The following is a 24,246-nucleotide window of genomic DNA, read 5'->3' as shown; positions in this document are numbered from 1 at the left end:
GATCACCGCCCCACCGTGTTGCCCGCGGCCGCACGTTGCCCGGGCGCCGGCCGATTCGTACCCGGACCGTAGTCCGGCCTATCCAGAATCAGGATCATGGCAAAGATCATTGTCACAGCGGGCCCCGTGCCGGGCCATGTCGTGCCCCTCGCGGCGGTCGCGGCCGACCTGACGGAGCGCGGGCACGAGGTGCTCTTCTACACGGGCGCCCAGTTCGAAGGGCAGGCCCGCAGGACCGGGGCGCGCTTCGCCCCGTACCCCGCGGAGGTCGAACCCACCAGCGCCGAATTCCAGGCCGCTTTCCTCGAGCGCGAGAAGCTCGCCCCCTTCGACCGTATGACCTTCGACCTCACACGCTTCGGCGCCGACCCGGCGCCGGTCCACGACAAGCGCCTCCAGGAACTGCTCGCCGAGTTCCCCGCGACCGTGGTGATCAGCGACCTCACCTCCTTCGGGACGATGCCGTTGGCCCTGCGTGCCCCTCGGGGCGAGCGCCCGCTCCTGGTGTACATCGGCATGGCGCCGCCGCCCTTCGACAGCGTGGACACCGCCCCCTTCGGGCCGGGGCTGCTCCCGCCCACCACCGACGAGGAACGCGCCCGCTACAACGGGATGCGTGTCCAGATGGGGGCGATGTTCGCCGACGCGCAAGAGCACATCGAGGCCGTCTTCAGCTCGATGGGCGTCACGCTGCCCGGCTTCTTCTTCAACGCCATGGCCACGGTCCCCGATCACCTGCTCCAGCTGACCGTTCCCGCCTTCGAGTATCCGCGCAGCGACGCGCCGCAGGGCTTCCGCTTCATCGGCTCCCTCCCGGCGGCCCCCGACCGCGACTTCGAACGCCCCGACTGGTGGGCGGACTTGTCCTCGGACCGGCCGGTCGTCGTCGTCACCCAGGGCACCGCGGAGAACAACGATCTGTCCCAGCTGGTCGTCCCCACGCTCCGCGCCCTGGCGGACGCGGACGTCACGGTCGTCGCCGCCACCGGACGCGCCGACGGGCCCGACGCGGTGCGCACGGAGATGGCCGACGAGATACCCGCCAACGTCCACCTTGCAGGCTTCGTCCCCTTCGAGCAGCTGCTGCCGCTCGCCGACGTCCTGGTCACCAACGCCGGCTACGGCGGCGTCCAGACCGCGCTGCGTCATGGCGTCCCGCTCGTCGTCGCCGGTGAGACCGAGGACAAGCCGGAGGTGGCCGCCCGCGTCGAGTGGTCCGGCACCGGTGTCAACCTGCACACCGCCCGCCCGGAGGTCGCCGCCGTCCGTATAGCCGTCGACGAGGTGCTCAACGACCCGCAGTACCGCAAGTGTGCGGGCGAGATCCAGCGCCAGTACGCCGAGTACCGCCCCTTCGACGCCATCGCGGAGATCGTCGAGCGGGCCGCCGCCGTAGGTTGAGATTCCTTGCTTGAGCACGCTATTCTGCTCTGATGACCGCAGAAGATCCGTTGACCGCACAGGAAGAGCAGTTCTGGCGCGCCCTGATGCGCGTCATCGTTGCGCTGCCGCGCTCGCTGGACGACGATCTGCTGCGATCCACAGGGCTGACGCTCACCGAGTACGTCGTACTGATGAACCTCTCCGAGGCCGAGAACCAAGAGCTCCGCATGGCGGATCTCGCCTCGGCCACCGCCCTGTCCGCCAGCCGGATCACCCGTGTCGTGGACGCGCTGCAGAACCGCGGCCAGGTCGTCAAGCGGCGCTATGAGGGGGACGCCCGGGGGAACGTCGCGACGCTCACCCCGGAAGGGCTGAAGCGACTTCAGTCGGCGTACCCCGTACACCTGGCGAGTGCCCGGAAGCGGGTCATGGACCATCTCGACGGCCGGTCGCTGCCGGCCATGGTGCGGCAGTTCGAAGCGGTGGTCGAGAAGCTCGACTGAGATCCCTCGCCAACTTCCCGAACGCACAAGGTCCCGGACACGCCTCTCGTGTCCGGGACCTTGTGCGTGCCGGGGTACTGCCGCACGCGGTGCTAATATACAAGTGTCAAATAGTTGTGGCCTCGGCTGCACGGGAATGAGCGATTCACCTCAGGAGACCACCTCATGTCCGTACCCCACGCGCCCCACACCTTCGGGGCAAGCACCACTGCCGCCGAGGTCATCGACGGCGTAGACCTGCACGGCCGTCGGGCCGTGGTGACCGGAGCCAGTTCCGGCATCGGGGTGGAGACCGCCCGGGCGCTCGCCGCGGCGGGCGCCGATGTCACCCTGGCGGTGCGGAACACCGACGCGGGTGCCGAGGTGGCCGCGCGTCTGGAGAAGGAACTGCCGCCCGAGTCGGGGAAGTTGACCGTCGGGCGACTCGACCTCGCCGACCGGTCGACGGTCGCGGCGTTCGTCGCGGCCTGGCAGGGCCCGCTGCACATCCTCGTCAACAACGCCGGAGTGATGGCCACACCGGAACTCACCCGCACACCTGACGGTCAGGAATGGCAGTTCGGCGTCAACCACCTGGGTCACTTCGCCCTCGCCACCGGCCTCCACCGGGCCCTCGCGGCGGCGGACGGCGCACGGGTCGTCTCGGTGAGTTCCATCGGCCACCTCTTCTCACCGGTCGTCTTCGACGACCTGGACTACCGCTACCGCCCCTACGACTCCTGGACCTCCTACGGACAGTCGAAGACCGCCAACGCCCTGTTCGCCGTCGGCGCCGCCGAGCGCTGGGCCGACGACGGCATCACCGCCAACGCACTGATGCCGGGCAACGTCGGGGACACGTCACTGGCCCGGCACATGGACATGGAGCAGGTCGCCGCCTTCATGGCCTCGGGCGAACTCGCACTGCCACCGCAGAAGACGGTGGAGCAGGGCGCCGCGACCTCGGTGCTGCTGGCCGCCTCGCCGACGGTGGAGGGCATCACCGGCCGCTACTTCGAGGACTGTGCGCAGGCCGAACCGGTCGCCGAGCGTGCCGGTGCCGTCTCCGGTGTCGCGCCGTACGCCCAGAGTCCGGAGAACGCGGCCCGGCTGTGGACCGTGTCCGACGCTCTCGTCCGCTAGACATCCCTCCTCGCGGCATGACCTCACGACACGAGCAGTGGACCCGGCTGCGCCGTCAGCTGTGGCGGCCCCCGCGCGCACACGGCGAGCAGCCTCGCGAGCGGGTCGTCGGGCCACTGGAACTCTTCTACGACCTGGTCGTGGTCGTCCTGGTCGCCCAGGCCGCCCACCACTTCGCCGAGCACCTCACCTGGCGCGGTCTGGGTGAGTTCGCCGCGGTGTTCGCGCTGGTGTGGATCGCCTGGTTCAACGGCAGCCTCCACCACGAACTGCACGGGCACGACGATGCCCGCGGCCGGAGCATGTTCCTCCTCCAGATCCTGGTGCTCGTGCCGCTGGGCGCGTTCATCCCCGAGGCGGGCGGTGCACGCGGAGTCGCCTTCGCCGTGGACGCGGGGGTGCTGTTCGCGGTGCTGGCGGTGCTGTGGCTGCTGGCCGCCCGGGGTGACAGCCCCGAATTCCGCCGTCCCAGCGCGCTGTTCGTGACCGGGACGGCCCTCTGCGCGCTCGTGCTCGCCGCGAGCGCCGCCCTGTCCGCCGACGTCCGCGTGCTGACCTGGGGCCTCCTGGCCGTCGCCTACCTGGTCGGGTTCGCGGTCATGGTCGGTACGGCCACTCCGGTGCAGACGGTCGCGCTCAGCGTGACCGACGCCCTCACCGAACGGTTCGGGCTGTTCATCATCATCGTGCTCGGCGAGACCGTGACCGGAGTGGTCAACGGACTGGCCCACGAGCCGACCAACGCACTCACGCTCGCCGTCGGACTGGTCGCCGTCGTCGTCGGCTTCGGCGCGTGGTGGACGTACTTCGACTTCGTCGGACACCGGCAGTCGAAGCCCACCCGCGCGAGCACCGTCCAGTGGATGCTGGTGCACTTGCCGCTCACGGCCGCGGTGGCCGCCATGGGCGCCGCGATGGTGGGCCTCGTCGAGCACGCCCACGACAGCCGGACCCCCGCCGCCACGGCCTGGGTGCTCTGCGGGGGAGTGGCCGTCGTGCTCTGCACCACGACGGTCCTTGCGACCTCCCTGCGCTCATGGGACCCGGACCGCGACCTGTACCGGCCGCTGGCCCGCACCTGCGTCGCCGTGGCTCTCGCGGCCGTGGCCCTCGGCGCCGCACGTCCCGCGCCACTGCTGCTCGGCCTCGCGCTCGTCGTCCTCCTCGGCATCCCGTGGGGACTCGCCGTGGCCCTGCGGCTGTCGCGGGAGGAGACGGCCGACCTGTGACGCTCAGGGCGCGGAGGCGCGGGCCTCGGTCCAGTCGACCATCAGGCGGCGCTCGGCGAAGTACCAGTCGCCGTCCTGCTTGGTGAATTCGTCGAGGTAGCGGATCGACGCGATCATGAGGCTGCGCCCGCCGGACTCGTCGACCGAGAGGTGGTGCGCCAGGCAGTAGCTCTCGCCCGTGGCGCGGCTCCCGTCCAGGGTGATCGTGCTCTGGCCGTTGAAGTGCGTGGTGGCCCGGTAGACGTTGAGGTTGTCGAACACCGGGGCGAGCGAGTCACGGCCGTGCAGTTCCTGTGTCGGCTCCGCCGCGGTCGCGTCCATGAACACCAGGAAACGGGTGTCCTCGGTGAACAGGGCCATCTGGCCCTTGGCGTCCCGCCGGTCCGCGCAGTGCGCGTAGGCGTCGATCAGCTCGCGGATCGCCAACCGGTCGGCGGCTTCCTGCGGCGGGAGCGAGGTGTGCGAGGCCATGGCGGCTCCTTCCGGCACACTATTTTACAGATGTATAAAATCACCGCTCATGGCAGAGTGCAACGTGACCGCAGGGAGGGCAGAACACTGAACGCCCGGATCGATCCGCGCATCACCCGTACGACCCTGGCCTTCGAGCAGGCCATCGTGGAACTGGCCGCCCAGCGGCCCGTCTCCCAGATCACCGTCGCCGAGCTGGCCGAGCGCGCCGGGGTCACCCGCGCGACGTTCTACAACCGCTACAGCACGCCGCTGGACCTGCTCATCCAGGTGCTCTACGCAGACCTGGAGCGAGGTCACCGGCTGGAGGAGGAGCGGCGCGCACAGGGCGGATACTCGGCCCGCGCACTGCTGCGCCTGGCCACGACGGAGGTGGCCGACCATGTCGAGCGGTTCATGGCGGTGTACCGGCACGCCATCGAGGATCCGGCGGACAGCGGGGTGTACGAGGCGCTCATACGCCACTTCAGCGACTACGCCCTGGGGTTCATGGCCCGTGGTCACCACCCGGGGTTGCCCGAGGCCAACCGTGAGCTGATCGCGCAGTTCATGGCCCACGGCTTCGCAGGTGCCATCAGGGCATGGCTGAACGACCCGTCGGCCACGAAGGACGACCTGGTCGACGCGGCCGTGGCGAGCGCTCCCGCCTGGTGGGCGGTCGACGCCGACTCCACGGACACGTCCGATCGTCCGTAGGAGCCGGCGCCGAGTCCGGTCAACTCCCGTACACCCGACGTGCGATGTGCTCCGCGATCATGATGGTCGTCGTGTTGGTCACGGTGGACGGGACCTCGGGCATGATCGAGGCGTCGGCCACCCGCAGACCCGCCAGCCCCTTCACGGCCCCCGACTCGTCGACGACTGCCCACTCGTCCCCAGGCCCTCCCATGGGCACGGTCGAGGTCGGGTGCCCGTAGGTGGCGATTCCAGTCGTGATCGCCGCCCCCAGCTCCACATCGCTCCGTACGGCGTCACCCGGAACGAGTTCGGCGACCACCGCTTCGGCGAAGGGCGGGTTGCTCGCCAGCCGGCGTACGAGCTTCACGCCCTCCAGCATGCGACTGCGGTCCCTGGCCGTCGCGAGGTAGTTGTTGTCGATGACCGGAGCTTCGTGGGGATCGGGACTGGCCAGCCGCACCGTGCCGCGCGACTCCGGCCGGGTGACGGCCGCGGCGAGGAGGATCGCCCCGCCGGTGGGGCTGAAGGAGCCGTCCGGCAGATGGGTGGCGACGACGCTGAGATCGAGGTCGCCGTCGTGCGCGTCGCGCGAGGCGAGCCACAGATGGGCCTGGAAGGCGGACGTCATCGTCTGGTGCTCGGGCGTGAGGGCGAACAGCGAGTGGAAGAACGGGTGATCCTGTAGCCGCCGGCCGACCGGGAGGTCGGCGACCACGTCGATCCCGAGCTCCCGCAGATCCTCGGCGGGGCCGACACCGGAGCGCAGCAGGATGGCCGGACTGCCGTAACTGCCCGCGGACAGCACCACCTCGGCGGCCCGGAAGATCATGCCCGACGCGCTCACGACGCCTCGCGCCACGCCGTCCTCGATGAGCACCCTGTCGATCGTGATGTCGCTGAGCACTTCCAGATTGGGGCGGCGCCGCACCTCCGGCGTCAGGTACACCAGGGCGGTGTTCTGGCGTACACCGTCGACGATGTTGACCGGGTAGCCGCCGGTGCCGTCCTGCCGGGCGCCGTTGAAGTCGTCGTTCCGCCGGAACCCCAGGTCCGCCGCGCTGTCCACGAACGCCCGCAGCGGAGACGTGAGTTCCTCGTACGTCCACTGCCGGATGGGAAAGGGGCCGGTGCGGCCGTGGTGGGCGTCGTCGCCGCCCGGTGTGTTCTCCATGTCCCTGAAGACCGGGAGGACTTCCTCGTACGACCACCCCTTGATCCCGTAGCGATCTCCCCAGGCGGCGAAGTCCGCGGCGCGGGCCCGGATCGCCGCACCCGCGTTCACCGAGGAACTGCCGCCCATGGTCCGGCCGCGCGGGGCGGGGATGTTGGGGGCGCGGTCAGTGGCACGTGCGGTGTAGCCCCAGTCGTGGTCGGGGTCGGCCAGGACGTGGGGGGCCAGCAGCCCTTCGGGGACCCGGGTGGCGGGGTAGTCCGGTCCCGCCTCGATCAGCAGGACCGTACGCCGTGGATCTTCGCTGATCCTGGCGGCGAGCGCGGCGCCGGCGGAACCTCCGCCGATGATGACGACATCGGCGCCGTGTCCGGGGCGTTCGCTGGTGGTGTTCATCTGCGTCTCCTATTCATGTGCTTCAGCAAGCAAATAAAAGAGTGATCGTCGACCGTGGGGTGTGTGCGGTCAGATGCGCAGTGCTTCCGGTACGAGGCGCTCGCCCAGCAGTTGCAGGGCGGCATGCTGATCGGCTCCGCGGATCGGTCCGATGACGTGGTCGATACCGATGTGATCCAGTCGGCGCAGTTCCGCGAGCAGGGCCCGGAGGTTCTCACCCCGTGCGCCGGGATCGAGGGGGAGCAGGACCGTCTTCTCGATCTCGTCGTAGTCGCGCCCGACGTGATCGCAGTGTCGACGGAGTACGTCGAGTTTGTGCCGTAGGTCGGGGCCGTGGAAGAGGTTGCAGGCGTCCGCGTACTGCGCGACGAGCCGCAGGGTTTTCCGCTCGCCGGATCCGCCGATCAGGATCGGCGGTCGGGGTCGCCGTACCGTGGTGGGGGAGTTGAGTGTGCGCTCGAGTCGGTAGTACCGGCCGTCGAAGGGCTTTTCGTCGTCGCCCCAGATCTGTAGGCAGATGCGCAGCGTTTCCTCCAGTCGCTCGAACCGCTCGGCGACCGGCGGGAAGGGCAGGCCGAGTCCGCGTGCCTCGGCGACGTTGAAGCCCGCTCCTACGCCGATGCCCAGGGCGGCGCGGCCCTCGGACAGGACGTCGAGCGTGGTGATCATCTTGGCCAGCAGTCCGGGTTCGCGGTAGCCGACCGAGGTCACCAGGGCGAGCAGCTCCGCGCGTTCGGTGGCCGCCGCCAGGTAGCCCAGGGTGGTGTACGCCTCCAGCATCTCCTGCTCGGAGGCGCCGACGATCCCGATCTGGAAGAGGTGGTCCATGACGGCGATACGGGTGAAGCCGAGCTCCTCCGCGGTGCGGGCGAGGCGGCTCACGTGACGTGCGATGCCTGCCGGGCCTCCGGGCTGGGTGAAATCCGCGATGGCGACGCCGAGGTTCATGCGGGCCTTCCGTGGTGCGAACCGCTGGACCGAATCTGCATCGAGTATGCCTGGGTTGCTACATGCTTTGTCAAGCAAGGAAAAAGCCGCGAGAGACCCAGACAGGCCGCACGTGTGGCCGCATCCAGTGCGGGGTGTGGCCTGCTGTGCAGTCAGACGACTGATGACGTGACATTTCCCGGCGGCGACGCTGGGTCCACAACCGGACCGCTGACTCCGGGAGGGACCAGCATGATCAACCGACACCGCCCCCTGCTCACGTACTGGGACTGGCAGCAGCATGCGCTCTGCCGTGGCATGGACAGTGCTGTCTTCTTCTCGCCGCACGGTGAACGCGGCGCCGAGAAGCAGGCGCGGGAGGAGAAGGCCCGGCAAGTGTGCAGGCGTTGCAGCGTGCTCGAAGCCTGCGCCTGGACCGCGTTGAGCAGTCGTGAACCGTACGGAGTCTGGGGCGCCTTGTCCGAGGGCGAGCGCCGGACGCTGCAACAAGCCCCACGCCCAAGCGCCGTGACTCCGCTCCTCCGGCGAGATGCCGTGGACGATGAACTGACCGAAGGCGTCGACGAGTCGGGCGAGGACATGGCGGCGCCTCGACCTGCCCTCGGCCGTGGTCGTGAAGTACGAGAGGCCGGATGACCGGGTCGGCCGCCGCATTGCGCTAAGGCAGCCGGTCGTCCTCGTCGGAGGCGACCACCGCCTCCAGCGCGCGACGAAGGGCGGCGCGCGACGTGATGCCCAGCTTGGGATACACGCGGTACAGATGGGAGCCGACCGTGCGGTGCGACAGGAAGAGCCGCTCGCCGATCTGCTTGTTGCTCAGGCCGGTGGCCGCCAGCTCGGCGATCTGCCGCTCCTGAGTGGTCAGGGGGTCCGTCGCCGTGTCCGACGGGGTGAAGGAGACGCCGGTGGCCCGTAGTTCGGCGGCAGCGCGTTGTGCCATCATCGCGGCGCCGATCCGCTCGAACGTCTCCAGGGCCGCGCCCAGTTGCAGACGGGCACCGGCCATGTCCTGTGTACGCCGGAGCCACTGGCCGTAGGTGAACTGGACGCGTGCGTGCTCCCAGGGCCAGCGGGCGGCTCCCGGGAGGGCCAGGGCGGCCTCGAACAAGGCGCCGGCTTCCCCGTCGTCGGCGGCGAGGGCGGCGGCCCCGGCGGTGATCAGCGCCGTGCGCGGCCCGATACGCGCAATGCCCGCCTCCTGGGCGGCGCGGACGTGGGCCCGGGCGTCTTCGATGCGGTCGGTGCGGACCGCTGCCTCCACGAGGTCGAGGACCACCCAACGGCCCGGGACGCCGGGGCTGGGGGCACCGGGCGGGTCGATCCGCGCCGCCTGGAAGAGGGCCTCCTCGTAGTCGCCCTGTCCGATGGCCGCGAGATTGCGTGCCGACCGGGCGTACCCCTCCGTCACGTCCATGCCGCGCGGTGCCGCCCAGGTCGTGATCTCCTCGCTACGGGCACGGGCGAGATCCGCGTCGCCGCGCAGCGCCGCGCCCGAGGCCAGCAGGGCGCGAACCTGGCGTTCCCAGAAGTGGTAGCCGTAGGACACCGCCAGGTCCAGCCCCTCCTGTGCGAGCTTCTCCGCCTCGTCCCACTGTCCGTGGACGTAGGAGTCGTGGCAGAGCAGCATCAGCGCGGGAATCACCATGGCGATCGCGCCGCCGTCGCGTTCTCGTTCGATCATCCGGTTGAGCAGGTACCGGTACTCGACCAGCGAGTCCATGGCGACGGCGGCGAACGCCAGCGGGATGAGCTGCCAGGGCGCCGCGTCGGTGGGCAGACCGGCGAACGCGTCGGCGAGGCCCTCGCGGATCGCGTCGGACTTGCGGGAGGGGTCCACGTACGCGTCGTAGCACAGCCGGAATGTGGTGACGGCCTGCGCGGGGAAGCGGTCCATGGCGGAGGCGAGCAGCTCCCACGGCTCGGGCCTGAGGGTGTAGAGGCTGACCAGCAGCAGGGCGTAGAGGATCCCGAGGTGGTCCCAATGGTCGTTCTGGGACGTGTCGGTGACGACATCGAGCGCTCGGGCCAGCAGCCGGTAGGCGGCGTCGACATCGCCCTCGTCACTGGTGAGGAGGTGGGCCGTGGCGGCGAAGACCAGGCCGGTCGGGGTGTCGGGAGCCTGTCCGGCGTCGGCCAACAGCCGGTTCACCTGGTCGAGTTGGCCCGTCATGGTGGCGAGGAAGGCGGCCTCGACCAGGCGGCGGGACCGGTCGACCGGGTGCGGACTGAGTTCACCGGCACGCATGAGCGCCGTCACCGCGGCGGACGTGGCGACGCGCCGACGGTCCGAGACGCCCGTCCCGTCCGGTGCGTGCGGGTCGGGAGCGGGCAGTGCGCCGCGCCGCCACGCGGCCAGCGCCGCTTCGTCCAGCGCCCGTGCCACCGGCTCGTCCGGTGCGGTGGCCGCCTCCGCGAGATGCCACGCGCGGCGCTCGGGGGCGTCGGTCAGGGCGGCGGCCAAAGCCTTGTGCGCGGCCCGGCGTTCGGGCGGCGGGGTCATGTGCACGGTGGCCGACGCGATCAGCGGGTGGCGGAACGTCACGCGACCGGTGATCGCGTGGGTGTGTACCAGGCCGGCCCGTTCGGCCGGGGCGAGGTCGTCGACGTCGGCGGTCCCCGGTGCGGCGGTCCGCAGCATGGGCAGACCGGCGTCGCCGTTCAGCGCCGCCAGCAGCAGGAGCTTGCGGGTCGGCGCGGGCAGTTCCGCGATCGGCGCGACGAAGGCGGACTCCAGCCGCCCCGACAGAGGCAGTCGCGCGGGCAGCGGTTCCTTGCCGGAACGCTGTCGGTCGGTGAGCGCGGTGGGCAACTCCCGTAGCGCGAGCGGATTGCCCACCGCTTCGGCCAGCAGCCGTCGGCGCACTCCGGGTGCAAGGGCCGGCGAATGCGAGTCCAGCACGTCGGCCGCCGATCTCGCGTCGAGCGGCTCGACCGGGTGCTCGGGCAGCCGGGCCTGGTCGAAGAGGGCCTCGGCGCCTGTCCGGGCCGCGGCAAGGAAGACGACCGGGGCGTCGGCGATGCGCCGTACGACGAATCCCAGGACGGCGGCGCTGGCCCGGTCGAGCCACGCCACGTCGTCGGCGATCATCAGCACGGTGTGCTCGGCGGTGATCCGTTCCAGGAGAGCGAGCACCGCCGTGGACACCAACGGGTCCGGTACCGGTACCTGTGTGAGACCGAAAACCTGGTGGAGAGCGTCCCGGTGGGGATCGGTCAGCCGATCGACGTCATGCCGCAACGGGTAGAGCATCTGGTGCAGCGCCGAGAAGGCGATCCCGGCCTCGAACTCGGTGCCGGAGGCGCGCAGGACGCGCATTCCGAGGTTCGCGGCCCGTGCGCCGGCGGCGTCCAGAAGCGCGGTCTTTCCCACCCCGGGTTCGCCGCGCAGCAGGAGGCCGGAGCCGACCGGGCCGTCTCCGGTGAGCAAGGAGTCGATCAGCTCCAGCTCGGCCGTACGCCCCGGAAGGTTTGCCCCGCCTGACCGTGATGGCCTCGGCCCCTCGGCCGGGCGGCGCCTGTCGGAGGTGGTCACGGTCCGAATATAGACTACTTATGTGCTTGACGACGCAAATAGTTGTCAAAGGCTGCAACGGGGGCACGTAACGGCAGGCGGCCTGCGCGCTGGGTAGGGTTGGCGGATGACGAGTGCCCCCGAGCCCGAAGCCGAGGCCGCTGCCGAGTTGATGAAGGCGATGACCCGGCTGCGGGCACGGCTGCGCACCGAGTCCGCGCCGGGTGACTTGCGGTGGACCTGGTCGCAGCTGACCACTCTGCACCGGATCGTCGAGGAGGGTGCTGTCACGGCCACCGAGCTGGCACAGGCCGAGTATGTGCGCCGTCAGTCGATGGCCGAGACGCTCGCCGCTCTGCGCAGCGGAGGCCTGATCACCAAGAGCAAGGATCCCGGCGACGGCCGCAAGACACTCATCCACGCGACACCCGAGGGCCGGACACTGATCGAAACGATCCCGGCCGCCCGGGTGAGCTGGCTCGGCGGAGCGATTGCGGCGCACCTGAGCGCGGACGAGCGCGAGACCCTGCTCGACGCCGCGGCGATCATGAACCGAATCGCTGACAGCAAGCGTTGACCGCAGACCCTCAGGCCGTCTTGGTCAGCGTCCCGAGTTCGTCGGTGTCGATGACGTAGGCCTGATGGGGGAAGACCTTCTCGGTCAGAACGCGGTGGACCTCGGGGTCGGGGTCGCCGGTCGCGTCCTTGAGGACGTAGAGCCGGAAGTCGTCGTCGGCGGCCTGTCGAAGGGTCGTCAGCACCACTCCGCTGGTGGACAGTCCGGCGAGGACGAGCGTGTCGATGCCCCGCTCGCGAAGGGTGGTGCGCAGGTCGGTGGCGCTTGCGAAGGCGCTGATACGGATCTTGCGCACGGTGATGTCCCGCTCCTGCACGTCGAACGACTCGTGCAGTGCGGCCTCGGGGCTGCCGTCGACGAGGAAGCCGCTCTGGGCGAGGGGGGCGAACGACTTGTTCTGGGCGGGAACGGCGGCGAAGTCCTCGGCAGTGAAGGCGACGCGGACATAAACGACCTGGACGTCGTGGGACCGGGCCCAGGACAGGGACGCCTGTGCGCGGGAGAGCGGCTGGTCGGTGTCGGGGAGCGAGGCGATGATCGCCGACTGGAAGTCCATGAGGAGCAGGGCGGTGCGGGAGGGGTCGAGGTGAGGGGTGTTGGTGGTCATGACCTGGTCTTTCCGGGTTGTTGCGGGATGGGGTGTCAGTGAGCTGGTTGCCGGTCCGTTCTCGCCAGGTGGCGGTCCGAGACCGTCATGACGAGTACAAGGGCAGCGATACCGACCAGCGCCCAGGAGATGTGCTGAAGGCCGGTGTCGTCGACGTGGGTGCGGAAGGCGGTGCCGGTGATGGCCGCCGAGGCGATGGAGCCGATGTAGCCGAAGGTACGCAGGAGTCCTGAGGCGGTGCCGACGCTCTCGGGGGGCGCTTCCTTGTACAGGACCGTCTGGTTCGCCACGTTGCTCGCCCCGGAGGTGAGGCCGAACACCGCCGTGACCGCTGTCACCGCGATCACGGGGCTGCCGCTGTCCAGGAACAGCGTGGCGACGGCTCCCACGAGCAGGAGCAGCGCCGAGACGACCAGCGGCGCCCGGACGCGGGCGCGCCGCGATACGACACGGGCGGAGAGGGCCGACAGGGCACCCATCGGGATGAGGACCAGACCTGCCTGGTAGGCGGAGAGTCCGCGGGCCGCTTCGAGCCACTGGGTGAGCCCGTAGAGGATCACGTAAGTGCCGAGGAGCGTAAGGCCGTTGCGTACGTAGGTGCGGGTGAGCGCGAGGTTCGAGGCGAGCAGACGGACGTTCAGGAAGGGGTTGGCGGCGCGCAGTTCCCAGCCGACGAGGGCGGCGGCGGCCGCGACGGATATGCACAGGGCCGTCCAGTCGGGGTCCGGCAGTGCGGACAGGAACACCAGCAACGCGGTGAGCGCCGCGCCGAAACCCACGATGCCGGCCACGTCGATACGGGAGACGAGGTCGCGCGCCGAGCGGCCGCGCACGCGGTCGGGATCCTTGGGGATCCAGGCCGCAGCCATGGCGAAGGCGGCAACCGCGAAGGGGACGTTGATCCAGAAGGCCGTCTGCCAGCCGAGCCATCCCACGAGCAGGCCACCGATGGCAGGGCCGACGGCCACGGTGGCGGCTCCCGCGATCGCCAGTCCGCCCAGGACACTGCCGGGCGGTGCCTGCAAGCCGGCTGCCCGGGCCCGCCGCCGGATCAGCAGCATCGCGGACGGATATCCGGCGGACGTGCCCGCTCCGATGAGAACGCGGGCCGTGACCAGAGACGGCAGGTCACGGGCGACCGCGCCGAGGACACCTCCGACGAGTACGAGGAGGATCCCGACGAAGAACACGCGCCTGGGCCCGAACTCCTCCGCGAGCCGCCCGGCCGCGGGCTGCGCTATCGCGCTGGTCAGATACAGGCTCGAGATCAGGATCGCGGTACCGCCGACGGAGGTGTGCATGGCGGCCGCGATGGTGACCAGGGCGGGCGCGATCACCGAGCTGTTGATCGGGTTGAGCACGGCGCCCATGTACAGCGGGGTGACGAAGGTCGGCCCGAAGGGCTTGTCCGACGGAGCCGTGCCCTGCCGCACGGTGACCCTCGCGGTGCTTTCCAAGGCGCTGCTCCTCGCTTCCCGTCTCCGCTGTCCTGGTGCTGCGCCGGGGGAGGCGTGGCAGCACTTTGAGCAGGTTGCCTGACAAATTATAGCAGGCCACCTGCCTATCTCTGGTGTCGCTACATACTTGCCGAAGCAAGCAAGCTAACGTACGGTTTTCGGTACCGAACCCGCAGGGCGCAGGTGCGCTGTCGGTGGGTCTGTTCCGAATTTCATGATGGGAACGAACAATGAGTGAAACCCTTACTTCCGCGGACATGCTGCGGCGCAGCCTGGACACTTTCCTCGCCAAGGACATGAAGGGCTGGACGGAGCTGTGCGACGAGCATGTCGTCCTTGAGTTCCCCTTCGCGCCCGCGGGCAGCCCGGTCCGGCTGGAGGGCCGGACAGCTGCCTACGAGTACCTGCGTGGCTACCCCGACCTCATCGACGTGCACCGGATCACGTCGCTGCGTATCTACGCCACCGACGACCCGAACGTGGCGGTCGCGGACTGGAGTGTCACGGGTCGAGTCCTCGCCAACGGGAACCCCTACGAGATGAGTTACGCCACTTTCGTGACGTTCAAGGACGGCCTCATCGTCTCGTACCGCGAGTACTGGAATCCGGAGGCGTTCACCAAGGCGCTGAGCGGCGCGTCCTTCTAGCCTCACAAGCGCGGGCCAGGCCCAGCGAATCGAGCTCCGGGCCGATTCGCTGGGTTTTCCGTTCTGCCTGCGTGATAGCTTGCCGAGGCCAGTCGAACCCATGTACGTGGGTCAGGGAATCCGGTGCGAATCCGGAGCTGACGCGCAGCGGTGAGGGTGACGGGCGGGGCCTCTGCCACTGGACGCGACGACGTCTGGGAAGGCGCCCCGACCGGAGGAACCCGAGTCCGAAGACCTGCTGGCGGCCTCCGCGGTCGGCGTACGGCGGGGGAGCACCGTACGACCGGGCTCCGCGTTCGAGCCCTCGACGACTGAGGACCGACTCCCGTGCCCTTCCCGTGTCTTGCCCGTCGCGCCACCCTGCTCGCGGCCGGATCCCTGCTCCTGGCCGGCTGCGCTGACAGCGGCACGACCGACGGCTCCAAGGCGGCAGCCACCTTCGACAACTGCGGCCGGACGGTCGGCGTCGAGTCACCGCCGAAGCGCGCCGTCTCCCTCAACCAGGGCACCACCGAGATCATGCTCTCGCTCGGCCTCGCCGACCGGATGGCGGGCACCGCCACCTGGACCGACCCGGTGATGAAGGGGCTGGAGAAGGCGAACGGCGAGGTGGAGCGGATCGCCGACAACAACCCCTCCTTCGAACGGGTCCTGGACGCCGACCCCGACTTCGTCGCCGCCTCCTTCGTCTCCACCCTGGGCAAGGGCGGCGTGGCCACCCGGGACCAGTTCGAGAAGCTCGGTGTGCCGACCTATGTCTCGCCGTCGGACTGCGCGGGCAAGGACAACTCCGGCGGGGGTGACGGTGCGCGCAGCAAGCCGCTCGGCATCGACGCCGTGTACGGCGAAATCCGTGACCTGGCCGCCGTGTTCGGTGTGAAGGAGCGGGGCGAGCAGCTGGTCGCCTCCCTCAAGAAGCGCATGGCCGAGGCCACTTCGGGCGTGGAGGGCTCGGACGTGACGCTCCTGTACTGGTTCGCCAACTCCGAGTCGCCGTACATGGCGGGTTGCTGTGGCGCGCCCGGCATCATCACGCGGGCGTTCGGCGCGAAGAACGTCTTCGACGACTCGCACGAGGAGTGGCCCCAGATCAACTGGGAGACCGTCGCCGACCGCAACCCTGACGTGCTCGTCATCGGCGACCTCACGCGCAAGTCGCAGACCGCCGAGTCGGCGGCGAAGAAGATCGCCTTCCTGGAGTCCGACCCGGTCACCAGGAACATGGACGCGGTCAAGCACAAGCGGTACGTCCTGCTCAGCGGGCAGGCGATGAACCCGACCATCCGGACGATCGAGGGCGTGGAACGGGTCGCGGCGGGCCTGCGCGAGTTCGGGCTCGCCAGGTGAGTCTGCGCACGCTCTCCCTGGGCGCGGCGGGAGCCCTTCTGCTGTGTGCCTCCCTCGCCGTCGCGATCACCATCGGTCCGGCCGACATCCGGGTCGGCGACGTATGGGCGAGTGTCGTGGCCCACCTCGGCGTCGGCACCTCGGACCTGAGCCCGATCCGGGACGGCATCGTCTGGCAGCTCCGGCTGCCCCGTACGTTGCTCGCGGCCGTCTGCGGGGCGGGGCTCGCCGTGTGCGGTGCGGTGATGCAGTCACTGCTGCGCAATCCGCTCGCCGACCCGTTCGTCCTCGGAGTGTCCTCGGGCGCGTCCACGGGAGCGGTGCTCGTGGTGGTCCTCGGCGTGGGAGGCGGCGCGGTGTCCGTGTCCGCGGGCGCGTTCGCGGGCGCCCTGGTGTCGTTCGCACTGGTGCTGCTGCTCAGCCACACCCTCGGCGGCACCACGGACCGGGTCGTCCTCGCGGGCGTCGCCGCGATGCAGCTGTTCTCGGCGCTGACCTCGTTCGTGGTGCTGACCGCCGCCGACGCCGAGACCACCCGGGGCGTGCTCTTCTGGCTGCTCGGCTCCCTCGGCGGCGCGGGCTGGACGGACGTCTGGATGTGCTTCGCGGTGCTCGCCGTCGCCCTGGTGGTGAGCCTTTCGTACGCCCGCACCCTCGACGCCTTCGCCTTCGGGCGGGACGCGGCCGCCGCCCTCGGGGTGTCCGTGGCCCGCACCCGGCTGGTGCTCCTGTGCGTCACGGCCCTCCTCACGGCGGCGTTGGTGGCCTCGGCCGGCGCCATCGGCTTCGTCGGCCTGGTCCTGCCGCACGCCGCCCGCGCCCTGACCGGCCCGGGCCACGCCCGGCTGCTGCCGGTCACCGCGCTGACCGGTGCCGTGTTCCTGGTGTGGGTCGACACGCTGGCCCGCACCGTCCTCGACCCGCAGGAGGTGCCGGTGGGTGTCGTGACCTCGCTGATCGGGGTGCCGGCGTTCGTGCTGGTGCTGTATCGGACGCGGAGGGTGCGATGACCGGGGACATGCGCGCCGAGCCCTGTGTCCGCGGAGCCGAGGGCCTCCGCGCCGACCGGGTCGGCCGCCGGGCCGACGGACGCCTCATCCTCGACGGCGTCGACCTCGCGCCCGAACCCGGCACCACCGTCGGCGTCCTCGGCCCCAACGGCTCCGGCAAGTCCACCCTGCTGCGGCTGCTCGCCGGGCTGCTCGCGCCGACGGCCGGGGTGGTCACGCTGGACGGCGGTCCACTGGCAGAGCTGTCCCGCCGTACCGTCGCCCGCCGGCTCGCAGTGGTCGAGCAACAGGCCGACACGCAGATCGAGTTGACGGTCCTCGATGTCGTACGACTGGGGCGGGTGCCGCATCGCCGGGCCTGGACGCCCACCACCGCGGACGACGAGCGGGCCGTGCGCGCCGCCCTGGAACGCACCGGACTCACCGACCACGCCGGACAGCCCTGGCACACCCTGTCGGGCGGCGAGCGCCAGCGGGTGCAGATCGCCCGGGCGCTCGCCCAGGAACCCCGCGAACTCCTCCTGGACGAACCCACCAACCACCTCGACATCCACCACCAGCTCGGCCTGCTCGACCTGGTCACCGGACTCCCGGTCACCACAGTCGTCGCCCTGCACGACCTCAACCTCGCCGCGATGTACTGCGACCAGGTCGTCGTGCTGAGCACCGGCCGTGTCGTGGCCCGCGGTGCCCCCGCCGACGTACTGACCGAGGCCCTGATCGCCGACGTGTACGGCGTCCGGGCCGCCGTCAGCTCCGAGGGGCCGGACCGGCGGCCCCACGTGCGGTTTCTGGGGACGCTGACATGAACGCCCGTTCGGGCGTACGGTCGGAACAGCCCCTACCGCAGGGGGTGGCGGATGACCCGGCACCAGCAGTGGGCCGCGCCCGGCCGATTCGCGCGCACTACTGATTCCCGCCATTGTGTCCGGATTTGGCGCCGGATCCCTGCGCACGGCCGTCCGTCCGCCTACGCTCAGCCCGTGCTGCGCATCACCGACGCCCGTACCGGCGACCATGTCGAGGCCGCTCCCGTCCGACGGGGGCTGACCCGTGTCGAGGTGCATCCGCCGGGCTTCGACCCGACCGCCCTGCGGGTGCTGCTCGTCGCGGATCTGCTCGTCCGCGCCCTGGAACTCGGGGGCACACCGGTCTGGGCGCTGCTGACCGGCGAGCGGGAGACGGCCGACCTGAGTGCGCGCGCCGCGGCGCTCGGTATCCGGCCCTTCGAGAACAGCCGGGACGCCGGCCCGGGGCTGGGCGAGGCACAGGTCATCCATGTGGTGCCCGAGGGCGGCAGCGCACCCGACGGTGTGCGCGTCGCCGTAGCGCCCGTCGACCCGTCGGCACCCGAAGCCACCGACCCCGCGGTGCTGCGGCTGGCGCTGCTGTGCCGTCCGCGCACCGAGCAGGTGCGGCTCGACGAGGCCGGTCTCGCCGAGGCGAACGAGACACTCATGCGCTGGCGGCGAGCCGTCGCCGCCTGGGCCCACCGGCCGTCGCGGCCCGTCCCCGACGAGGTGCGCGGACGACTCCGCACCGCCTGGGAGGACGATCTCGATGTCCCCGAGGTACTGGCGACCCTGCGGTGGGTGGAGTCCGAGTCCGACGTCCCCGACGGTGCCCGCTTCGAGACGTACGCCTACGCCGACCGGCTGCTCGGTCTCGAGCTCACGCGCGATCTGGGGGCCCCGGCATGAACGCGCGCTTCGGAACCGGCCCGCTGCGCCGACTGGTCGTCCTGCGGCATGCCAAGTCCGCCTGGCCGGACAGCGTCGCCGACCACGAACGCCCGCTCGCACCCCGCGGCCGCCGGGACGCGCCCGCCGCGGGTGTCGCGCTCGCCGAGACCGACTGTCTGCCGGACCTGGCACTGTGCTCCACCGCCGTCCGCGCCCGGCAGACCTGGGAGCTCGCCTCCGCCCAGTGGGGGACTCCGCCACCGGTGCGCCACGATCCGACGCTGTACGCGGCCGACGTCCCCGACCTGCTCGCCGCCGTGCACGCCGTGTCCGCCGAGGTCGAGACGCTGCTGCTGATCGGGCACAACCCCGGCCTCGAGGAACTGGTCCTGGCGCTCGCCGGGGACAGCCTCGACGACTCGCTGGACAAGGTCCGCGTGAAGTTCCCGACCTCGGCGATCGCCGTCCTGGCCTGGCACGGCAGCGCCTGGCGTGCCCTCGCCCCGGGCGCGGCTCTGCTGACGTCGGTGACGGTGCCGCGCGGCAAGAAATAGCGGCAGGAAGATGGAGCGGCAGGAGGAAGTAGTTGTCCACGCGCGCGTGCCCTGCACATAGGCTGGCCCGATGCAGGACGAGTACCGCACAGTGGCCCGCGCGGGCGTGCACGAGATCGAGGTGAACCGCTCCCGCTTCATCTGTTCACTGGCGCCGGCGGCCACCGAGCAGGAGGCCCAGGACATCGTCGCGGCCGTCCGCAAGGAGCACGCGGACGCCACCCACAACTGCTACGCCTACGTCATCGGCGCCGACGCCGCGGTCCAGAAGGCGAGCGACGACGGCGAACCCGGCGGCACCGCGGGCGTCCCCATGCTCCAGATGCTGCTGCGCCGCGACATGCGGTACGTCGTCGCCGTCGTCACCCGCTACTACGGCGGCGTCAAGCTCGGCGCGGGCGGCCTCATCAGGGCGTACGGTGGTGCGGTGGGCGAGGCCCTGGACACCCTCGGCACGCTCACCCGCAGGCGCTTCCGCCTCGCCACGGTGACCGTCGACCACCAGCGCGCGGGCAAGGTCCAGAACGACCTGCACACCACCGGACGCGAGGTACGGGACGTGCGCTACGGAGCAGAGGCGGTCACGATCGAGATCGGGCTGCCGGACGCCGACGTGGACGCGTTCCGCGCCTGGCTGGCCGACGTCACCGCGGGCACGGCCGGGTTCGAACCGGGCGGGGAAGCGTACGGGGACGCCTGACGGAACCGGCAAGAAGTGCATAACGGGCAAGCCCATGTGCGGTCATGACGGGCCGATACGGGAGTAACCACTCGTGATGTCAGACCCGGCCGTTACCCTTCGGGGATCATGAGGCTCCTGCACACTTCCGACTGGCACCTGGGCCGGGCGTTCCACCGCGTGAACATGCTCGGTGCCCAGGCCGACTTCATCGCCCACCTCGTCACGACCGTGCGCGAGCGCGAGGTGGACGCGGTGGTCGTGTCGGGAGACGTGTACGACCGGGCGGTGCCGCCGCTCGCCGCGGTCGAGCTGTTCGACGACGCCCTGCACCGGCTCGCCGACCTGGGTGTGCCGACGGTGATGATCTCCGGGAACCACGACTCGGCCCGCCGGCTCGGCGTCGGCGCCGGCCTGATCGGGCGCGCGGGTGTCCACCTGCGCACCGAGCCGTCCGCGTGCGGGACGCCGGTCGTGCTCTCCGATGCGCATGGGGATGTGGCGTTCTACGGCCTGCCGTATCTCGAACCGGCGCTGGTGAAGGACGAGTTCGGCGTGGACAAGGCCGGGCACGAGGCCGTCCTCGCCGCCGCCATGGACCGGGTCCGCGCCGACCTCGCGGCACGCGCGCGCGGCACCCGTTCCGTTGTCCTCGCGCACGCCTTCGTCACCGGCGGCGAGGCCAGCGAGAGCGAACGGGACATCACGGTCGGCGGGGTGGCCTCGGTGCCCGCCGGGGTGTTCGACGGTGTCGACTACGCGGCGCTCGGGCATCTGCACGGCTGCCAGACCATCACGGAGCGCGTGCGCTACTCCGGCTCCCCGCTGCCGTACTCCTTCTCGGAGGCCGACCACCGCAAGACCATGTGGCTCGTCGACCTGGGCGCCGACGGGGCCGTGACCGCCGAGCGCGTCGACTGCCCGGTACCCCGTGCGCTGGCCCGGATCAGGGGCTCCCTGGAGGAGTTGCTCGCCGACCCGGATCTGGCGCGGCACGAGGAGGCGTGGGTCGAGGCCACGCTCACCGACCCGGTCCGCCCGGCCGACCCCATGGCCCGGCTCACCGAGCGCTTCCCGCACACGCTCAGCCTCGTCTTCGACCCCGAGCGGACCCCGGACGACCCGGACGTGTCGTACGCCAAGCGGCTCGCGGGCCGCAGCGACCAGCAGATCGCCGAGGACTTCGTGGCCCATGTGCGCGGCGCCGAGCCCGACGGAGAGGAGCGGACCGTGCTGCGGGACGCGTTCGACGCGGTGCGCGCGGGCGGGGTTGTGCGCGAGGTGGCGCGATGAGGCTGCACCGGCTGGACCTGACCGCCTTCGGGCCCTTCGGAGGGTCCCAGTCCGTCGACTTCGACGAGCTCTCGACGGCGGGGCTCTTCCTCCTGCACGGACCGACCGGTGCCGGGAAGACATCCGTCCTGGACGCCGTGTGCTACGCGCTGTACGGCTCGGTGCCCGGTGCGCGCCAAGGCGGTTCGCTGCGCAGCGACCATGCGGCGGCCGACACCCGCACCGAGGTGACCCTCGAACTCACCGTCGCCGGACGCCGGTTGGAGCTGACCCGACAGCCGCCCTGGGAGCGGCCCAAGAAGCGCGGTGCGGGCACGACCCTGGAGAAGGCCCAGAGCGGGCTGCGCGAGTACGAGACGGGCGCCGGCACCTGGAAGGACCTCAGCCGCTCCCACCAGGAGATCGGCGAGGAGATCACCCAGCTGCTCGGTATGAGCCGGGAGCAGTTCTGCCAGGTCGTGCTGTTGCCCCAGGGCGACTTCGCCCGCTTCCTGCGCGCGGACGCCGAGGCGCGCGGCAGACTGCTGGGCCGCCTCTTCGACACGCATCGCTTCGCGGAGGTGGAGAAGAGCCTCGCCGAGCGCCGACGCGCGACCGAGGCGCGGGTGCGGGAGGGCGACGGCGCGCTGCTGGCCGATGTGCACCGTATGCAGCAGGCGGCGGGCGACGCCATGGACCTGCCGGAGCTGACGCCGGGCGACCCCGGCCTGGCCGCCGCCGTCATGAGCGCCGCCGCCGTCGCCCGCAGCACGGCCCGCGAACAGCTGACGATCGCCCACTGCCGTCTCACGGCCGCCGAGTCCGCGCACGCCGCCGTCGACCGGGCCCTGGCCGACGTACGTGAAGTGGCGCGGCTGCAACAGCGGTTCGCTCAGGCACGCGAGCGTGCGGAGCTGATGGAGGAGCGCGTCGGCGCCTACCGGGAGGCGCAGGCGCGCATGGAGCGGGCGCGCAAGGCGGAGGTGGTGGCACCCGCGCTGGAGCTGCGCGAGGCCGCCGACGCCGAACACCGGCGCGCGGCCGCGGCACAGACACACGCGCGTGCCCTGCTGCCGGAGACCTTCGCCGGCTCCGGCGCGGGCGGGCTCGCGGGCGCCGCACGCAGGGCCGCCGAGGAACTGGGCGGCCTGGAGTCGGCCCGCCGCGGCGAACACCGGCTGGGCGAACTCGTCGCCGAGCGGGCCGACCTGGACCGTCAGGAGCGCGCGGACGAGGACGTCCTCCAGGAGGCGGAGAGCTGGCTCGCCGAGTGGGAGGCGACCCGCACCGCCCTCCAGACCCGCATCGACTCCGCCCAGCAGGCCGCGACCCTGGCCGAGCAGCTCGCCGTACAGCGCGATCCCGCACAGCGGCGGCTCAGGGCGGCCCGGCAGCGGGACCAGTTCGGGGGCGACACCGAAGCCGCGCAGCGGCAGGCGCTCGCCTCGGCCGAGCGTGCCGTCGAGGCCCGCACCCACTGGCTCGACCTCAAGGAACAGCGGTTGAACGGCATCGCCGCCGAACTCGCCGCCAACCTCACCGACGGCGAGCCCTGCGCCGTCTGCGGAGCCACCGAACACCCCGCTCCCGCACGGAAGGTCGCCGGGCACGTCGACCGGGAGGCGGAGGAGCGCGCACTCGCTGCCTTCCAGCGCGCCGACGAGCAGCGCGCCGAGGACGAGCGACGCCTCGGCCTCGTACGGGAGGCCCTGGCCGCCGCCACCGCCGAGGCCGGGGACGCACCCACAGCCCAACTCGCCGGGGAAGCACAGGAGTTGGAGCGGCTGTACGAGCGGGCGCGCCGGGACGCCTCCGGGCTGCACTCCGGGCACGAGGAGCTGCGCCGGGCGGAGCAGGAGCACGAGCGGCGCACCGCCGTACGGCAGGATGCTGCCGTTCGAGCCGCCTCCCGAGTAGGCCATCGGGAGCGCCTGGAGCTCGAGAAGGCAGCGCTGGAGGAGGAGTTGGCGCAGGCCCGGGGCGCCTCGGTGAGCGTGGCCGCACGGTCGGCGCAGCTGGAGCGGCAGGTCGCCCTGCTCTCCGACGCCGCCGACGCCGCGCGGGCCGCGGAGGAGAGCGCCGAGCGACTCAAGGCCGCCGACGGCCGGCTTGCCGAGGCCGCCTTCCGCGCCGGGTTCGACACCCCGCAGGCCGCGGCGGCCGCCCTCCTCGACGAGGCGTCCCACCGGGAGCTGCAACGGCGGCTGGACGCATGGCAGTCCGAGGAGGCCGCCGTACGCGCGGTCCTCGCCGAGGCCGACACCGCGGCCGCCGCCCAGCAGCCGCCCGCCGATCTCGAAGCGGCCGAGCGGGCCGCGTCGGCCGCGGCCCAGCGGCTGCGCGACGCCGCCTCCGCCCGCGACGCCTCGGCCCGGCGCTGCACCGAACTCGACCGGCTCTCCGCCCGATCGGCGGCGGGTGTACGTCGGTTGGCGCCGCTGCGCGAGGAGTACGACCGGGTGGCCCGCCTCGCCGCCCTGAGCGCGGGCACCTCGGCGGACAACGAACGCAAGATGCGCCTGGAGTCGTATGTGCTGGCCGCCCGTCTGGAACAGGTGGCGGCCGCCGCGACCGTACGGCTGCTGCGGATGTCCTCCGGCCGCTACACCCTCGTCCACTCCGACGACCGCGCCGGCCGCGGTCGCAGCGGCCTCGGACTGCATGTCGTCGACGCCTGGACCGGGCGGGAGCGGGACACGGCCACCCTGTCCGGCGGCGAGACGTTCTTCGCCTCGCTCGCCCTCGCCCTGGGCCTCGCGGACGTCGTCACGGACGAGGCCGGCGGCGTCCGGCTGGACACCCTCTTCATCGACGAGGGCTTCGGCAGCCTCGACGAACAGACCCTGGACGAAGTGCTCGACGTGCTCGACTCACTGCGCGAGCGCGACCGCAGCGTCGGCATCGTCAGCCACGTCGCCGACCTGCGCAGACGTATTCACGCGCAGCTGGAGGTCGTCAAGGGCAGAGCGGGGTCCCAGCTGCGGCAGCGGGGCGTGGGCTGA

22 protein-coding genes and 1 riboswitch are annotated in these 24,246 nt (G+C 71.3%); of the genes, 16 read left to right on the top strand and 6 right to left on the bottom strand.

The features are described from left to right. Positions 1–96: 96 nt before the first annotated feature. From ACIHFB_RS05890 to ACIHFB_RS05875, 4 genes are all read left to right on the top strand, one after another. Positions 97–1,401, top strand: coding sequence for a glycosyltransferase (locus tag ACIHFB_RS05890; protein WP_400125441.1), 1,305 nt, complete (start codon positions 97–99; stop codon positions 1,399–1,401). A gap of 32 nt (positions 1,402–1,433) precedes the next feature. Beyond that, positions 1,434–1,886 carry a MarR family transcriptional regulator gene (locus ACIHFB_RS05885; RefSeq protein WP_365270658.1) on the top strand — a complete coding sequence of 151 codons (453 nt, stop codon included), beginning with the start codon at positions 1,434–1,436 and terminating at the stop codon, positions 1,884–1,886. A 165-nt stretch (positions 1,887–2,051) separates the two neighbouring features. Further along, positions 2,052–3,008, top strand: coding sequence for an SDR family NAD(P)-dependent oxidoreductase (locus ACIHFB_RS05880; protein ID WP_400125439.1), 957 nt, complete (start codon positions 2,052–2,054; stop codon positions 3,006–3,008). 17 nt (positions 3,009–3,025) lie between these two features. Further along, entirely contained in the window at positions 3,026–4,237 is a 1,212-nt protein-coding gene (locus ACIHFB_RS05875) for a low temperature requirement protein A (protein ID WP_400125437.1), read from the top strand. A gap of 3 nt (positions 4,238–4,240) precedes the next feature. Here the strand turns inward: ACIHFB_RS05875 and ACIHFB_RS05870 are convergent, their stop codons facing one another. After that, entirely contained in the window at positions 4,241–4,708 is a 468-nt protein-coding gene (locus ACIHFB_RS05870) for a nuclear transport factor 2 family protein (RefSeq protein WP_365270650.1), read from the bottom strand. 57 nt (positions 4,709–4,765) lie between these two features. Between ACIHFB_RS05870 and ACIHFB_RS05865 the strand changes: the two genes are divergently transcribed. Beyond that, a complete protein-coding gene (locus tag ACIHFB_RS05865) occupies positions 4,766–5,404 on the top strand; it encodes a TetR/AcrR family transcriptional regulator (protein ID WP_365270647.1) in 639 nt (212 codons plus the stop codon). Between the two features lie 19 nt (positions 5,405–5,423). On the opposite strand, the gene ACIHFB_RS05860 is transcribed toward ACIHFB_RS05865, so the two are convergent. Both ACIHFB_RS05860 and ACIHFB_RS05855 read right to left on the bottom strand, forming a co-directional pair. Beyond that, positions 5,424–6,953, bottom strand: coding sequence for a GMC family oxidoreductase (locus tag ACIHFB_RS05860; RefSeq protein WP_400125436.1), 1,530 nt, complete (start codon positions 6,951–6,953; stop codon positions 5,424–5,426). Between the two features lie 69 nt (positions 6,954–7,022). Then, a complete protein-coding gene (locus tag ACIHFB_RS05855) occupies positions 7,023–7,901 on the bottom strand; it encodes an LLM class F420-dependent oxidoreductase (protein ID WP_400125434.1) in 879 nt (292 codons plus the stop codon). Positions 7,902–8,132: 231 nt separating this feature from the next. On the opposite strand from ACIHFB_RS05855, the gene ACIHFB_RS05850 reads away from it, so the two are divergent. Beyond that, positions 8,133–8,537, top strand: a complete 405-nt coding sequence (locus tag ACIHFB_RS05850; RefSeq protein WP_365270638.1) for a WhiB family transcriptional regulator — start codon at positions 8,133–8,135, stop codon at positions 8,535–8,537. Positions 8,538–8,559: 22 nt separating this feature from the next. Here ACIHFB_RS05850 and ACIHFB_RS05845 read toward each other — a convergent pair whose 3' ends face one another. Beyond that, positions 8,560–11,433, bottom strand: a complete 2,874-nt coding sequence (locus ACIHFB_RS05845; protein WP_400125431.1) for a LuxR C-terminal-related transcriptional regulator — start codon at positions 11,431–11,433, stop codon at positions 8,560–8,562. Positions 11,434–11,539: 106 nt separating this feature from the next. Here ACIHFB_RS05845 and ACIHFB_RS05840 point away from each other — a divergent pair, with 106 nt between their 5' ends. Further along, positions 11,540–11,989, top strand: a complete 450-nt coding sequence (locus ACIHFB_RS05840) for a MarR family transcriptional regulator (RefSeq protein ID WP_365270632.1) — start codon at positions 11,540–11,542, stop codon at positions 11,987–11,989. Positions 11,990–11,999: 10 nt separating this feature from the next. Here the strand turns inward: ACIHFB_RS05840 and ACIHFB_RS05835 are convergent, their stop codons facing one another. Both ACIHFB_RS05835 and ACIHFB_RS05830 read right to left on the bottom strand, forming a co-directional pair. Next, entirely contained in the window at positions 12,000–12,596 is a 597-nt protein-coding gene (locus ACIHFB_RS05835) for a cysteine hydrolase family protein (protein WP_400125429.1), read from the bottom strand. A gap of 35 nt (positions 12,597–12,631) precedes the next feature. Continuing rightward, a complete protein-coding gene (locus ACIHFB_RS05830) occupies positions 12,632–14,053 on the bottom strand; it encodes an MFS transporter (RefSeq protein ID WP_400125428.1) in 1,422 nt (473 codons plus the stop codon). 230 nt (positions 14,054–14,283) lie between these two features. On the opposite strand from ACIHFB_RS05830, the gene ACIHFB_RS05825 reads away from it, so the two are divergent. The 9 genes from ACIHFB_RS05825 (at position 14,284) to ACIHFB_RS05785 (ending at position 24,246) form a co-directional block, all read left to right on the top strand. Then, complete coding sequence (locus ACIHFB_RS05825) at positions 14,284–14,700, top strand: nuclear transport factor 2 family protein (protein ID WP_365270626.1); 417 nt, start codon at positions 14,284–14,286, stop codon at positions 14,698–14,700. 72 nt (positions 14,701–14,772) lie between these two features. Continuing rightward, a riboswitch (cobalamin riboswitch) is annotated at positions 14,773–14,958 on the top strand. Positions 14,959–15,027: 69 nt separating this feature from the next. After that, positions 15,028–16,047 carry an ABC transporter substrate-binding protein gene (locus ACIHFB_RS05820; protein ID WP_400125425.1) on the top strand — a complete coding sequence of 340 codons (1,020 nt, stop codon included), beginning with the start codon at positions 15,028–15,030 and terminating at the stop codon, positions 16,045–16,047. Beyond that, positions 16,044–17,057, top strand: coding sequence for a FecCD family ABC transporter permease (locus tag ACIHFB_RS05815; RefSeq protein WP_400125424.1), 1,014 nt, complete (start codon positions 16,044–16,046; stop codon positions 17,055–17,057). Before ACIHFB_RS05820 ends, ACIHFB_RS05815 begins: the two co-directional genes overlap by 4 nt. Further along, positions 17,054–17,866 carry an ABC transporter ATP-binding protein gene (locus tag ACIHFB_RS05810; RefSeq protein WP_400125423.1) on the top strand — a complete coding sequence of 271 codons (813 nt, stop codon included), beginning with the start codon at positions 17,054–17,056 and terminating at the stop codon, positions 17,864–17,866. The genes ACIHFB_RS05815 and ACIHFB_RS05810 overlap by 4 nt, the downstream gene beginning before the upstream one ends. Before the next feature lie 174 nt (positions 17,867–18,040). After that, entirely contained in the window at positions 18,041–18,757 is a 717-nt protein-coding gene (locus ACIHFB_RS05805) for a hypothetical protein (RefSeq protein WP_400125421.1), read from the top strand. Then, positions 18,754–19,293: a histidine phosphatase family protein gene (locus ACIHFB_RS05800; protein ID WP_365270616.1), complete on the top strand. Its 540-nt coding sequence runs from the start codon at positions 18,754–18,756 to the stop codon at positions 19,291–19,293. Before ACIHFB_RS05805 ends, ACIHFB_RS05800 begins: the two co-directional genes overlap by 4 nt. A 70-nt stretch (positions 19,294–19,363) precedes the next feature. Beyond that, positions 19,364–19,993 carry a YigZ family protein gene (locus ACIHFB_RS05795; protein WP_400125418.1) on the top strand — a complete coding sequence of 210 codons (630 nt, stop codon included), beginning with the start codon at positions 19,364–19,366 and terminating at the stop codon, positions 19,991–19,993. A 108-nt stretch (positions 19,994–20,101) separates the two neighbouring features. Further along, positions 20,102–21,265 (top strand): exonuclease SbcCD subunit D, encoded by a 1,164-nt coding sequence (locus ACIHFB_RS05790; protein ID WP_365270611.1) that lies wholly within the window; start codon positions 20,102–20,104, stop codon positions 21,263–21,265. Next, positions 21,262–24,246 (top strand): AAA family ATPase, encoded by a 2,985-nt coding sequence (locus ACIHFB_RS05785; protein ID WP_400125417.1) that lies wholly within the window; start codon positions 21,262–21,264, stop codon positions 24,244–24,246. The genes ACIHFB_RS05790 and ACIHFB_RS05785 overlap by 4 nt, the downstream gene beginning before the upstream one ends.

It is taken from the genome of Streptomyces sp. NPDC051963 (assembly GCF_044593495.1).
Classification (GTDB): domain Bacteria; phylum Actinomycetota; class Actinomycetes; order Streptomycetales; family Streptomycetaceae; genus Streptomyces.
Note: the sequence above shows the minus strand (reverse complement) of the source record. Positions and strands in the feature narration are given on the sequence as shown.

Bases quoted from the DNA above. Each gene is read 5' to 3' on its own strand.
- ACIHFB_RS05890 (WP_400125441.1), top strand. From the start codon at position 97: ATGGCAAAGATCATTGTCACAGCGGGCCCCGTGCCGGGCCATGTCGTG.
- ACIHFB_RS05885 (WP_365270658.1), top strand. From the start codon at position 1,434: ATGACCGCAGAAGATCCGTTGACCGCACAGGAAGAGCAGTTCTGGCGC.
- ACIHFB_RS05880 (WP_400125439.1), top strand. From the start codon at position 2,052: ATGTCCGTACCCCACGCGCCCCACACCTTCGGGGCAAGCACCACTGCC.
- ACIHFB_RS05875 (WP_400125437.1), top strand. From the start codon at position 3,026: ATGACCTCACGACACGAGCAGTGGACCCGGCTGCGCCGTCAGCTGTGG.
- ACIHFB_RS05870 (WP_365270650.1), bottom strand. From the start codon at position 4,708: ATGGCCTCGCACACCTCGCTCCCGCCGCAGGAAGCCGCCGACCGGTTG.
- ACIHFB_RS05860 (WP_400125436.1), bottom strand. From the start codon at position 6,953: ATGAACACCACCAGCGAACGCCCCGGACACGGCGCCGATGTCGTCATC.
- ACIHFB_RS05855 (WP_400125434.1), bottom strand. From the start codon at position 7,901: ATGAACCTCGGCGTCGCCATCGCGGATTTCACCCAGCCCGGAGGCCCG.
- ACIHFB_RS05850 (WP_365270638.1), top strand. From the start codon at position 8,133: ATGATCAACCGACACCGCCCCCTGCTCACGTACTGGGACTGGCAGCAG.
- ACIHFB_RS05840 (WP_365270632.1), top strand. From the start codon at position 11,540: ATGACGAGTGCCCCCGAGCCCGAAGCCGAGGCCGCTGCCGAGTTGATG.
- ACIHFB_RS05835 (WP_400125429.1), bottom strand. From the start codon at position 12,596: ATGACCACCAACACCCCTCACCTCGACCCCTCCCGCACCGCCCTGCTC.
- ACIHFB_RS05825 (WP_365270626.1), top strand. From the start codon at position 14,284: ATGAGTGAAACCCTTACTTCCGCGGACATGCTGCGGCGCAGCCTGGAC.
- ACIHFB_RS05810 (WP_400125423.1), top strand. From the start codon at position 17,054: ATGACCGGGGACATGCGCGCCGAGCCCTGTGTCCGCGGAGCCGAGGGC.
- ACIHFB_RS05800 (WP_365270616.1), top strand. From the start codon at position 18,754: ATGAACGCGCGCTTCGGAACCGGCCCGCTGCGCCGACTGGTCGTCCTG.
- ACIHFB_RS05795 (WP_400125418.1), top strand. From the start codon at position 19,364: ATGCAGGACGAGTACCGCACAGTGGCCCGCGCGGGCGTGCACGAGATC.
- ACIHFB_RS05790 (WP_365270611.1), top strand. From the start codon at position 20,102: ATGAGGCTCCTGCACACTTCCGACTGGCACCTGGGCCGGGCGTTCCAC.
- ACIHFB_RS05785 (WP_400125417.1), top strand. From the start codon at position 21,262: ATGAGGCTGCACCGGCTGGACCTGACCGCCTTCGGGCCCTTCGGAGGG.